General features: G+C 44.6%; 10 protein-coding genes. 1 reads left to right on the forward strand and 9 read right to left on the reverse strand.

The features are described 5' to 3' along the window. Positions 1–6: 6 nt before the first annotated feature. The 4 genes from DESOR_RS19160 to DESOR_RS19175 form a co-directional block, all read right to left on the reverse strand. Positions 7–789, reverse strand: coding sequence for an ABC transporter ATP-binding protein (locus DESOR_RS19160; RefSeq protein WP_014186240.1), 783 nt, complete (start codon positions 787–789; stop codon positions 7–9). A 2-nt stretch (positions 790–791) separates the two neighbouring features. Continuing rightward, positions 792–1,760, reverse strand: a complete 969-nt coding sequence (locus DESOR_RS19165; protein WP_014186241.1) for a branched-chain amino acid ABC transporter permease — start codon at positions 1,758–1,760, stop codon at positions 792–794. A gap of 13 nt (positions 1,761–1,773) precedes the next feature. Continuing rightward, entirely contained in the window at positions 1,774–2,661 is an 888-nt protein-coding gene (locus DESOR_RS19170; protein ID WP_014186242.1) for a branched-chain amino acid ABC transporter permease, read from the reverse strand. 154 nt (positions 2,662–2,815) lie between these two features. Continuing rightward, on the reverse strand, positions 2,816–4,006 hold the full coding sequence (locus tag DESOR_RS19175; RefSeq protein ID WP_014186243.1) for an ABC transporter substrate-binding protein: 1,191 nt from the start codon (positions 4,004–4,006) through the stop codon (positions 2,816–2,818). A gap of 246 nt (positions 4,007–4,252) precedes the next feature. Here DESOR_RS19175 and DESOR_RS19180 point away from each other — a divergent pair, with 246 nt between their 5' ends. After that, positions 4,253–5,983, forward strand: coding sequence for a sigma-54-dependent Fis family transcriptional regulator (locus tag DESOR_RS19180; protein WP_014186244.1), 1,731 nt, complete (start codon positions 4,253–4,255; stop codon positions 5,981–5,983). Positions 5,984–6,211: 228 nt separating this feature from the next. Here the strand turns inward: DESOR_RS19180 and DESOR_RS19185 are convergent, their stop codons facing one another. The 5 genes from DESOR_RS19185 to DESOR_RS19205 all read right to left on the reverse strand — a co-directional run bounded on the left by DESOR_RS19185 (position 6,212) and on the right by DESOR_RS19205 (position 12,666). Next, positions 6,212–8,398 carry a DNA topoisomerase III gene (locus DESOR_RS19185; protein ID WP_014186245.1) on the reverse strand — a complete coding sequence of 729 codons (2,187 nt, stop codon included), beginning with the start codon at positions 8,396–8,398 and terminating at the stop codon, positions 6,212–6,214. 44 nt (positions 8,399–8,442) lie between these two features. Continuing rightward, positions 8,443–9,672 carry an ethanolamine utilization protein EutH gene (locus tag DESOR_RS19190; RefSeq protein ID WP_014186246.1) on the reverse strand — a complete coding sequence of 410 codons (1,230 nt, stop codon included), beginning with the start codon at positions 9,670–9,672 and terminating at the stop codon, positions 8,443–8,445. 18 nt (positions 9,673–9,690) lie between these two features. Beyond that, on the reverse strand, positions 9,691–10,656 hold the full coding sequence (locus DESOR_RS19195; protein WP_014186247.1) for a DMT family transporter: 966 nt from the start codon (positions 10,654–10,656) through the stop codon (positions 9,691–9,693). 145 nt (positions 10,657–10,801) lie between these two features. After that, positions 10,802–11,260 (reverse strand): YbaK/EbsC family protein, encoded by a 459-nt coding sequence (locus tag DESOR_RS19200; protein ID WP_014186248.1) that lies wholly within the window; start codon positions 11,258–11,260, stop codon positions 10,802–10,804. Next, positions 11,251–12,666: an aspartate kinase gene (locus DESOR_RS19205; protein ID WP_014186249.1), complete on the reverse strand. Its 1,416-nt coding sequence runs from the start codon at positions 12,664–12,666 to the stop codon at positions 11,251–11,253. Before DESOR_RS19205 ends, DESOR_RS19200 begins: the two co-directional genes overlap by 10 nt. Between the last annotated feature and the right edge of the window lie 106 nt (positions 12,667–12,772).

The raw sequence follows: 12,772 nt of genomic DNA on the forward strand, positions 1-12,772 counted from the left end.
CCCTCCTTAGCGCCGAATTCTACTTTTGAATTTACCGGAGCCCAAGTATGCTTCGATGACAGCTTTATTGCTGCGGACCTCCTGAGGCAGCCCTTCTGCAATGAGCTTGCCATAATCAAGTACGGCAATTCGCTCAGAAATACCCATGACCAGCTTCATATCGTGTTCAACCAAAAAAATCGTAATGCCCGTATCCCGAATTTTGCGGATCATATCCATGAGCACTACTTTTTCTTGAGGGTTCATTCCTGCTGCAGGCTCATCCAACAGTAAAATTTTCGGCTTGGAAACCAGAGCCCGGGCTATTTCCAAACGCCGCTGTTCACCATAGGACAGATTTTTAGCCAATTCCTCTCGTTTTCCCACTAAATCAAGAAATTGAAGAGCTTCCAGAGATTTCTCCGTGATTTCCGCTTCTTCCCGCTTCATGCCGGGTACCCGGGTCAAAGCATGAAACAAGCCTGCTTTGCCGCTGCAGTGGGCACCGATTTTAACATTATCCAAGACAGAAAGCTCGGTAAACAGGCGAATGGTCTGGAAGGTTCGAGTGATTCCCATCTCTGCGACCTTGTGGGTTGGAACTCCTGCCAGGGACTTGCCTGCCAGGGTAATTTCCCCTTCAGTAGGTTTATAAATTCCGGTAATCAAGTTAAAAACCGTACTTTTGCCTGCTCCATTAGGGCCAATCAAGGCTAAAATTTCACCCTGTTTTACCTCTAAGTTAACAGTATCAACTGCTGTCAGACCGCCAAAGCGGATGGTTACGTTATTTAACGATAATAAGCTCACCCTTATTCCCCCCGTCCGGCCTGTTTTTTCTTAGGCAGCATAAATGCACGGCGAACGGCCTGCCTTAGGTTGACTCCGCCCATTAAGCCATAAGGACGGAAGATCATGATAATAATTAAGAGTACCCCGTAGACCATCATCCGGTAATTGGCCAGTGGTCTCAAAATTTCCGGAGCTGCCGTCAGAACCACAGCACCAATAATCGTTCCCGGAATACTGCCCAATCCGCCCAGAACAACAATATTTAAGATATCAACGGATTTAAGAAAGCCGAAGTCCGTAGGTTGAATAAAAGTGGTTGTGTGAGCAAATAAAGCCCCTCCGACTCCGGCACAAAAAGCCCCTATGGCAAAGGCCTGAATCTTATACAGGGTAGTATTAATCCCAACGGCCGATGAAGCAATCTCATCTTCCCGAATAGCCAGCATGGCCCGGCCGTTACGGGAATTTTCCAGCCAAACCATAGCGCAGATCGTCAGAACCACAATGGTCATAACAATCGGAAAGGTTGTTGAGCCTTCAATCCCAAGGAAACCAATGGCCCCATTGGTAATCTTCATATTCGTAAATTGGACCCGAACAATCTCTGCAAAACCTAAGGTTGCAATGGCTAAATAATCGCCTGTCAAACGCAGAGTCGGAAAGCCAATAATAATTCCAAAAAGGCCTGCCACAAGACCCCCGATTAATACACCTAAAAGAAAAGGAACGTGATAGTTGACGGTAGCAATGGCCGAAGAATAAGCCCCGATACTCATAAAAGCCGCATGACCGAGAGAAAGCTGACCTGTTACCCCTGTAATTAAATTTAAGCCTAAAGCCATAATTAAATTAATACCAATAAACAGCACGACCATGAGTATATAGGCAGGAATGAGATCGTTGATCAAATTAGCCACTAAAGCAGTTAAAGCAAGCACACCCAGGAACAGCAAGACTTGAATAATCCAGTTGTTTAATAATTTCTTCATCGCCATCCCCTCCTTAAACCTTTTTATTGGCTTTACGTCCAAGGATTCCTGAAGGCTTGAACAAAAGCACCAAGATTAGGATGGCAAAGGCAAAAGCATCTTTGTACTGAGATAAGTTGACTGTAATACCTAATATTTCAGTCATTCCAATAACCAGTCCGCCGATCATAGCTCCAGGTATACTGCCGATTCCGCCGAGAACTGCCGCAGCAAAGGCCTTAAGACCAGCCATAAGCCCCATATACGGCTGCACCGCGTTAAAATAAATACCTGCCAAAACCCCGGCTGTTCCAGCTAAACCGGAACCTATAGCAAAGGTAACAGAGATTACCCGGTCAATATTCACACCCATGAGGCTAGCCGCATCTTGATCCTGTGCACATGCGCGCATAGCCCTGCCCATCTTGGTGTAGGATACAAAGAGGTGTAAACCGAGCATCATAAGACCTGCTACCCCAATAATGACGATTTGGTAAATAGTAATCTGGAAATTTCCTATTTCATAGATCTTATTTTCAAATAGTGTGGGGAACCCTCTTGTATTAGGTCCTTTCAGCCGGACCATTGTCGAGGATAGGAAGATGGACACACCAATAGCACTGATCAAAGCAGAAAGTCTTGATGAACGACGAAGGGGTTTATAAGCAATTCGCTCAATCACAACTCCAAGTATCATGGTTATGATTGTAGCGCCTAATAACGCTACATATATATTGGAATAATTAGTCAAGGCTATCACTAGGCCTGCATATGCGCCAAACATAAAGATTTCGCCATAAGCGAAATTGATCATACCGATGATACCGTACACCATGGTGTAGCCTAAAGCAATAAGGGCATAGATGCTTCCTAGGGCGAGCCCGTTAACAAGTTGCTGCATCAGATTGTTTAAAATCGGCAAATTTGGCGCCCTCCTTAAATAATATGAATTAACGAAATATTTTGGAAAATAAAGGTTGTTAATTTTCTCTTAATGATTTGTAGCAGCACGGGTCCAAGGACCTTGTGCTGCTACTGCTAATATTTAAAGAAATTTTGTGAATTTAGTTTTAATATTATTTAACTTCGATAGGCACCTTTTTCAGCAAGGAAAACTTGCCGTCTTTAACTTCCAGCAAATATACCGGACTCTTAATGGGTTCACGGCTTTCCTGGAAGGTGATGGAGCCGGAAACACCATCATAGTTTTTGGTTTTGGCCAAGGTATCTTTAAAGACTTCAGGATCCGCACTGTTGGCATCTTTGATAGCTTTAGCAATAAGCATTAAGGCATCATAACCTTGGGCAGCAAACAAGTCAGGCAATTCATTGTTATATTTTGCTTTAAAGGCATTAATGAATTTCTCTGTGTTGGGTGTGGGCTGTTCCGGAGAGAAGCCTGCATAGGAGATAGAACCTTCTACAGCAGCTCCGCCGATTTTCATGAGATCGTCCCCTTGCAGTCCGTCTCCTCCGACCATAACAGCCTGGATGCCTACTTCACGGGCCTTCTTCATGATAAGAGCGCCTTCAGTGTAATAACCGGAGAATACAATAACATCAGGGTTAGCGGCCTTAATCTTCGTTACTTGTCCGCTAAAGTCCGTATCTTTATCTTGAATATACTCTTCAATCACGATATTTCCGCCATTAGCCTTGATAGCATCGCTAAAGATCTTTGACAAAGATACACTGTAATCATTGTTCTTTGAAGTAATCAAAGCTACATTCTTCCAGCCTTTGTCCTGAATAATGTACTTCATAGTTGCCGGAGCAGCAATAGTATCTAATAAAGTATCCCGGAAAACGTAAGGTCCAATTTCCACGACGTTGGTACCAGTTGAACCTGCAGACATGATAACCGTTTTTTTACTGTTGGCAATTTGTCCTGCCACCCGGGTAATTCCTGTAGTTGGGTCACCGATAATAGCGACAACTTTGTCCTGACTGATTAATTTGTTGGTAATATTAATCGCCTGATCCTTTTGCCCTGCATTATCCTCTTCAACCAGCTCTACTTGACGTCCGAGAACTCCTTCTTTGTTGAGTTCTTCAACAGCCATGTTCAACCCTTTCAATGTGTTCAATCCGTAGATTGCCACATCACCCGTTTTGGCACCCAGGAAACCAATCTTGATAGGTTCTTTGCTGTCTGCTGCATTTGAGGCATTTTCTGATGTCTTACTCGCCCCGCAGCCGCTTACCATAAGCAAAGCAGACATCACTAAGCTCATGGCAACAAGGGCTTTACTCTTTTTCCGAATCATTTTTTTCCTCCTTCTTATGTTTATGGAATCATGGTTTCTATTATTAGACAGATCCTTTGGAATCCCTGCAGAAGGCACAAAAAAATACAGTATAATTACAGGCATAAACGCCCTTTTCTTATCTGTTAGAGAACAATTTGCTCAATTTTGTTTAAACATCTTAGACATTTTTGTTCAAATTGTTTAAACACCCCTCTGGCCAAATCTCCCTTCTTAGAGTAAATTAAATACTAAGGAGTGGATATTATGACATCTCTATCCCTGACCAAAATCATCGACAAGAATGTTATCGTTGTCTCGGCAGCTCAGAAATTGAAAGATACTTTAGAACAGGCACTTACTCATCATTTAATCGTCAAGTCCAACCAGCGTATTCTCGGGGTTCTGACTAAAGAGCAAGCGCTCTTCCTTACCCCCACAGATCAATTACTCAGCGAATTTCCCTGGACGCCGCCAATCACCCTCAGATCCGATGTGGACATCGTCAGTTTTTGTCAAAAGCACCTGGGACAGCTCCGTCCCATCATCTTGATCAATGCCTGGGGAGAGATCGAAGGGGTTGTCACCCCTGCCCATCTTCTGGAAGGGCTGCTGGAATCCTGGAACGTATTGAATGCTTTTTATAACACCTTACTGGATACTGTCAACGAAGCTGTGGCCGTAGTTAATCAGGATGGGATTGTCACTCATTGGAATGCGAAAGCTCAAAGCATGTATTCTATTACAGAACAAGCTATTACAGGGAAACCCATCACCAATTTCTTTGAGCGTACAGCCTTAGCCACACTGGCCATTCTTGACGAGGGAGGGCCTATCCGCCAGGCCTATCACCGCCCCCGGCCGGAGACTCATGTACAAATCAACGCTTCCCCAGTCCTTTTCCAGGATAAGATCGTAGGAGCCATTTCAGCGGAGCAGGACATTACTCAAGTAGTTCGCCTCAATGAAGAGTTATCCCATGCCAGCTCCCAATTGCATGACCTTAAACATAAAGCCGGGCCTTCTAAGGATCCTTTCAGCAGAGTCATCGGCAAAGGCCTTTCTATCCAGCAAACTATTTCTGTAGCCCGCAAAGTTTCCGGCAGTGAAGCAACGGTCCTCATCACCGGAGAAAGCGGTGTGGGCAAGGAGCTCTTCGCCCAAGCAATTCATGAACATAGCCCCCGGGCTGATAAGCCCTTTATCGCTGTCAACTGCGGAGCGATCCCCATAGCTCTTTTCGAAAGTGAATTATTCGGTTATAAAGGAGGAGCTTTTACAGGAGCTGAACGCAAAGGCAAACCGGGAAAATTAGAGCTGGCTCACGGCGGCACTCTCTTTTTAGATGAGATTGGGGAGCTGCCCACCCAACTCCAAGTCAAACTCCTGCGGGTTTTGCAGGATAAGCGCTTTTACCGGGTGGGAGGAACGGAACCTCTGACCGTGGATGCCCGCATTGTAGCGGCTACCAACCGGGATTTGGAGAAAATGATTGTCAGCGGAGAGTTTCGTGAAGATCTATACTATCGTCTGAATGTGATTACTCTGGAAATTCCTCCGCTTCGTGAACGGACAGAGGACATTCCCGATTTGGTTCAGACCTTTTTTCAAGAGTTCACTCTAAAATACAACAAACCCATTCCTGCTCTTGATGCCGAAGTCATGCTCAACTTTTTAAATTATGACTGGCCCGGCAATATCCGTGAACTGCGCAATGTCATTGAACGGCTGGCCATCCTGGCTGAAGGAGAGATTTTGAATTCTCAGTACCTGCCGCCTAGCCTTTCCTCCTGCAGCCCCTCTTTAGCTGCTTCAGCCTCCGCCTTATCTTCGACTTTCTTAAGACGGGATTTCCCCGCCAGGGGGAATAGCCAGGAAATAGAACAGATTAGAGGGGCGTTAGAAAAAACCAACGGCAACAAGACTGCTGCCGCCAAACTCCTGGGGATCTCCCGGGGAACCCTTTATTATAAACTCAACCAGTATAAGGGGATCTGAAACAGCTGCACAGGCCATCAGGCACTGCATGCAGGCAGTATCTGCCTCCGGGCAGTCCTGGCACAAGGGTAAAACTTTCTCTCCAGTTAAAAAATTCGGCTGTTTAAGAATCTACTAATCTGGATTAGTAAGATCTAAAACAGCCGAATTTTGAAATTAACTTGGGGTCTCCGCCAACACCCTATCCTTGATAGCCGGTTCCATTATTGTTAAGGACGTTTTATTACCCTATTGCTGCTTCTTGAATTTCGCTAGGGCATCGGCCAAAGCCGTGTTGATCGGGCCGTCGTCCTTTTGGTTATGCAAATAGCGGCTGACATCCTTTTTATTCATTTTTCCTTTTTCTGCTTCCCGTCGTTTGGTGAAGACGGACAGTTTTTCCCGGTAGCCGCACACACAGGAGAAAAACTTATTCTCTCCATCCCCTTTCAGCTCCAGCTTTTTATGGCATTCCGGGCATCTGGCATTGGAGATTTGGGTCAGTCGTTTGCGATAGCCGCATTCACGGTCTTGACAAACTAACATCTCACCTTTTTTATCCTTGACTTGTAAAAGGTATTTTCCACACTCCGGGCATTTATTCCTCGTTAAGTTATCATGCTTAAAGGTCTGAGTACTTCCACTAACTGTGGATACCAATTGAATGGTATAACCCCTGATTCCTTTTAAGAAAGCTTGACTGTTGACCTTACCTTTACTGATTTCCGTAAGCTGTTGCTCCCACTTAGCTGTTAAAACCGGCGACTTTAATTCGGCAGGAACCAAGCCAATCAATTGAATCCCTTTGGACGTAGGAACGATTTCTTTCCCTTGCCGGCTCATATAAAAGGAATTATAGAGCTTTTCGATGATTTCGGCACGGGTTGCAGGGGTACCCAGTCCGTGGCTTTGCTCCATGGCCTCCCGCAGCTTCTGGTCCCCTATTAACTTTCCGGGATGCTCCATGGCCGAAAGAAGGGTTGCTTCCGTGTGCCTTGACGGTGGCTTGGTTTTCCCAGAAGCTAAATCAACGGATAAGTTAGAGAGAATCTCTCCCCTGCTGATTTCCGGAAGAGTCTGCTCTGCTTCCTTTTCTCCATCGTCACTGTCATCATCCCAAGTCCCCTGCCCTTCGTAAACGCTTCGCCAGCCAAGTTTCTTGACAATTTTGCCTTTAGCCGTAAAAACTTCCTTTTGAACAGCTACTTTAACCAAGGTCTGTTCATATTCAAAGGGGGCAGACAGTACAGCCAGAAACCGTTTGACAATCAAATCATAGATTTTCAATTCTTCCGAGTTGAGTCTGGATAAAGCAGGCGGCTGTTCTGTGGGGATAATGGCGTGATGATCAGATACCTTTGAGCCATCGACAAACCGTTTGGTTACTATGGGTTTATTCCGCAAAATACCTCGGGCTAAATTAACATAAGGTCCAAGAGCAATGCTTTTCAGGCGTTCCGGCAAGGTGGATACCATATCCTCACTAATATAGCGGGAATCCGTACGGGGATAGGTTACCAGTTTGTGATTTTCATAGAGCTGCTGCATCACAGACGAGGTTGTTTTGGCAGAAAACCCATATTTACGGTTGGCATCCCTCTGCAGCTCCGTGAGGTCATAGGCCAAGGGAGGCAATTCTTTTTTGGCGTCCCTTTTCACCTCAACCACTTCTCCTGAGTGTCCCTTTAGTTTTGCTGCCAGGGCCTCCGCTTTCTCCTTAGCAAAAATACGCGTTTGCCCATTAGAGTCTTGCCAGCGCAAGTTAAAACCCCGGGCCCGCAGATTTATCGTCCAATAGTCCTTGGGAACAAAGTTTTTTATCTCCTGCTCCCGTTCCACAATCATTGCCAAAGTAGGGGTTTGCACCCGGCCCGCCGAGAGCTGGGCATTGTATTTACAGGTTAAAGCTCTGGTGACATTTAAACCCACTAACCAGTCCGCCTCAGCACGACATTCAGCGGCTGCATAAAGTGCTTCGTATTCCTTGCCCGGCTTTAAATGCTGAAACCCTTCTTTAATGGCTCGTTCCGTTAGTGAGGAAATCCAAAGACGCTTGAGAGGCTTTTTCCAGCCGGCTTTCTTAATAATCCAGCGGGCCACCAGCTCTCCTTCCCGCCCGGCGTCGGTAGCAATGATAAGATCTGAAAATTCCTGACTCCTCATTAAGTTCTTAACCACACCAAATTGCTTAGCCGTCTCTTTCATGACCACTAATTCCATCTTATCCGGAAGCATGGGCAAATCTTCCATTTTCCAGTCTTTGTACTTTTCATCATATAATTCCGGATCTGCCAGGGTCACTAAATGCCCCAAGGCCCATACGACAACATAATTCGGACCTATAAAGCAGCCTTTTCCTTTTTGATTACAATGGAGGATTCGGGCAACTTCCCGACCAACGGATGGTTTCTCTGTTAATACTAATGTCTTACCCATAACATACTTCCTATCTTTTATTCTTATCCTTGGCACTGGTTCAATTAGATCTTTGTGCTTAAGGTTTTATCATCCCCGGGAAAATTCTGAGGCCCGACACTTTGGGCCAAAGGCAGGGCGATTTTTTTAGCCACCAAAATACCCGCCAGGCCTCCCGTAAATTGCCCAACCAGTATGGGAAACATTAACGTAGGCTGGAAATTAGTTGAATAAGCTAAAAAGTCCCCCAGAAAATAGCCTGCACATACACTGTAGGCAATACACATAATTTTGTCCCCTGCCGGCATCTCCTTAATCATTTTAAACATGGCCAAAGCATTGGCTGACGCCGCAAGCAAGCCGGCACTTCCTACTGACGACATGCCAACTAAACTGCCCAGTTTTGTTAAAGGTTTGTGCAAGTATTTTTGAATCAAATAGACCATGGGAAAGGCTCCGGCCAGCATCATGGCAATCGTCCCCAACAGCTCAATGGCTCTGAAACTTTCCTGTTCATCTGCTAGGAGAGGGCTAAAACCCCATCCCCCTAAAAACTTACTGAAAAAACCCGTATAATATTCAACAATGGCGAAAGCAACAATCATCTTTAAGGTGGACATCAGCACCTTGCCATAGACCATGAATCCTTTGATCATCTTGTTAGGCAAATACCTGAGCCCTAAAGCAAGTAAAAGGCAAAAAATGCTCAATGGGATTAGATTTAGAAAAATACTGCTTAATTGAAAAGTAAGATGATAGGTTGCGGGACCAATGGTAGAAAAAGCCGTCCTGATTGCTGGGCTGGTTATAAAGAGAATAAGGCAGGTTGTTAATACCCCCAAGGGAATAGCAATAATCCCCGACATAGCTCCTAAGGCCAAATAACCGTGATCGTTCTTGTCTAACATCGCCAAGCCCACCGGTATATTAAAGGAAATGACCGGTGCCGCCATATACCCGACAACTAAAGCCATAATCCAGTTTTCCGGTGTTTCAGCTATTTGATGGGCTAATAAATAACCTCCGATATCACTGGGGATAAAGGTCGTTGCTGCTATCGCCGGATCTGCCCCAATTCTATGATAGAGCTCTCCAAAGACTTTCTGGGTAAATCGAGTCAGATAGGGCACGGATATCATAAGCCCTGTCAAGGGCATGAATAAAGTCCCGACAGTTTGCAATCCTTCTTCAAAGGCCTTACCCAGTCCCGATTCCTCTTTAATTGCTGAAGCCAAGGCTCCTAAGATACAACAGATCATGATAACATAGAGCATGATCTTGCCAATAATCTCCATACAGACCTCCTTCGCAGTTTAAGGGGTTGTCTTTCTGCTTTTGCCTTGATGGTTGACTACAATAATACCCAGGGCTACCAAGAGCAAAGCCACAAACATATTCGCTGACAAATGTTCCTTAGGAATCAGCAAGGCCGATAAAATGGAACCTGAAACAGGGGTCATAAACTTATAAACACTGATTTCTCCAGCCTTATTGTATTTGAGAATTGCATACCATAAAGAAAAAGCTGTTGCCGACAAAAAAGCAGAATAGACAAGAAGAATCAGGGCTGTATGAGTTACGTTCAGGGTATGAGGTCTCAAACCGGGCAAGCCCGCCATAATCAGGAGTAAGGATCCCAACAGCATCTGCCAGGCCGTAAGGACAAAAGGGTGAACCTCTTGAGAAATCCTTTTTGCTAAGATAGTACCCAGCGCACTGACGAGACCGGATAGAATCATAAATCCTTCCCCAAGCCAAGAAAACTCCAAGCTAAAGTCTTCACCTGAATTTATAAAAATAATCCCTGCAAAGCCGGCGATTAAACCGATGACTTTCCGGTAGTCCAAACGATCATTTGCATAGGCAAAATGGGCCAAAACCACCACAAAAAAAGTACTCGCCGAAGATAAAATTGCAGCCTTCATCCCAGAGGTATGAGCCAAACCATTGTAGAAAAAAAAGTATTGCAAACTGATCTGAAGAATACCTAATAATAAAAGCTGGGGCAAGACCCTGCCCCTTACTTTCGGAGACTGACGAAATCCCAGTACAGTTATGGAAAAGATAATCATTGAGGCTAAAAAAAATCTCACTCCAGCGAAGACAATGATGGCCGAGCGGTCATCGGGCTGGATGCCTAATTCCAGATAACTCACCTTTAATACGGGAAAAGCGCTTCCCCAAAGAACTGAGCAAAATAGAGCTATGACAATAACCCAATATTTATTGGTTAAGTAACTTGCTGAAACATTCTGCTTGCTATAAATATGTGATCCCATTCCTGAAGTCCTTCCTGCTGTTACTTTCATGCTTGACTTCTTAATAATAGTCCTTAGAAAAGAAATGGTCAAACGATAGACGACAATAGCGGCAGAGATTTCGGCTCTTCACAACCGAAATCTCTGCCGCTATTTACAATCCATCCTAGCTTTGAATTACATCGATCCACTGTCCGTCAGTCAAGGCCTGCAATTCTTCAGGATTCAGCTTAATTGCTGTGTTCGAGGCACCTGCAGCAGGAAAAACCTGCGGGTAAGCTTGCAGAGAATAATCCAAATAAATGGGTATCGGCTGTTTTAGCCCGAAAGGACAAACCCCTCCTACGGGATGCCCCGTGACAGCCGCAACCTCTTCCCCTTCAGGCATTTTAGCCTTAGCGTGAAAGATTTCTTTGAACTTTCGATTGTCCAAACGTTTATCTCCAGCCATCAGGATCATAACAAAGTCCTCTTTAACTTTGAAAAGCAAGGATTTAGCAATCTCTCCCGGCGATACACCCAAAGAATCGGCTGCCTTTGAAACTGTGCTGGTATCCTCAAATTCTAAAATTGTGATTTCTGGTTTCTTTTCTTTTAAAAAAGCCGCTACTGCTTCTACCGACACAGGTATTCCCCCATTGACACATGATTCCTCCAACATAAATCTTCGTTTAAACATTTGATGGCTGTAGCATACATGGTACGGTCAATGACAAATTGCATATTGACCTGACGGAGGGACTGAGACACACACTTAATGTTAATTTCATTTTTAGCTAAGGCATTGGCTGCTCTAGCCAGAATCCGGGGCATGGCAATATTTGAGCCGATCACACATACAATGGCCGCTTCCTGAACGGTTACGGTTCTGTAATCTGCCTTTAAATCCTCTACCAAAGCATCCTCAAAATCCGCTTCCCAGATGACTAGGGAGATACTGTTGGCATTGGTGGTTTTCATAATGTAGCTTATATTGTAGTTTTTAAACTTCCTCATGATATCCAGATCAAAACCTGTTTCGCCGACCATTGACGAATCATGAATCTCCAAAATAACAACTTTGTCCGAACCGGCAATTATTTCAATCTTTGCTTGAGGTCCGATATAATCATTTGAGATAACTGTACCGGGATGATTCGGTTCAAAGGTATTTTTAATACGCAGGTTTATACCAGCCATCTCCAAAGGTTTCGACGCATTGGGATGAATCGCTTCCATGCCTATGTCCGCAAGCTGATCCGCCACATCGTAATTGGTCCTGCCTACAGGAATGGCTTTTTCCACGCCCACTATTTTGGGATCGGCAGAGGATAAATGAAACTCTTTATGGATAATTGCTTCATCGGCATGAAGCTGAGTGGCAATTTTAGAAAAGGTTATTTCTGAATAGCCTCGCTCATATTCACGCATAATTCCTTCGATTCCTTTGGTATAGCCTGTGGCGACAATAATGGCATTATCAGTGTCAACATTTTTAAAGGACTTTTCAATTCTTTCACTGATTGACAGCTGCTTAGGATCCCGGAACCCTGTCAAGTCAACTAGTTTTGCCTGAATTGAGTTGTTGCGCAGTATATTAACAGTATTAAAGGCCGAATGAGCCTCGCCAATGGAAGCCAGGAGTTCTCTCGCAGCAGAATAGATGCTCTCCCGCCCGACATAACCGGAAGCAATAATATCTTCCATACTGTTTAGGTAAGCCTTGGTTTGCTCCACTCGCTCCACCATAAAATTCCGGCAGATCTTGGCATCGAGACCTAAGCTTACAAAATTACTATTGATTTCTAAAGCTGTATTTAACAACTCATCCATGGCGGATTCGTAATCTTCCCCTTTAATAAACCGTTGATATATCCCAGGGGCTTTGGTCTTTTTATCTTCGAGAAGCATATTGGTTATCCCAGCATAGGCGGAGACAACAAATACTCTTCCATAACGAAACCCTTCAGAACCGGGATACCCGATGATATCCTTAAGGACATTTTGAAATTGCAGCATGGATGTGCCGCCAATTTTTTCCACAGTCAACATAATACTATTCGAACCTCTCTTCTGTGTTTCATTTCCGTTCTTTCATAATTCGTTAGATTTCAGCGTATTCCTTCAAACTTTGTAAAATTCATTCACTTTGACCTTT

It is taken from the genome of Desulfosporosinus orientis DSM 765 (assembly GCF_000235605.1).
GTDB classification, from domain to species: Bacteria; Bacillota; Desulfitobacteriia; order Desulfitobacteriales; family Desulfitobacteriaceae; genus Desulfosporosinus; species Desulfosporosinus orientis.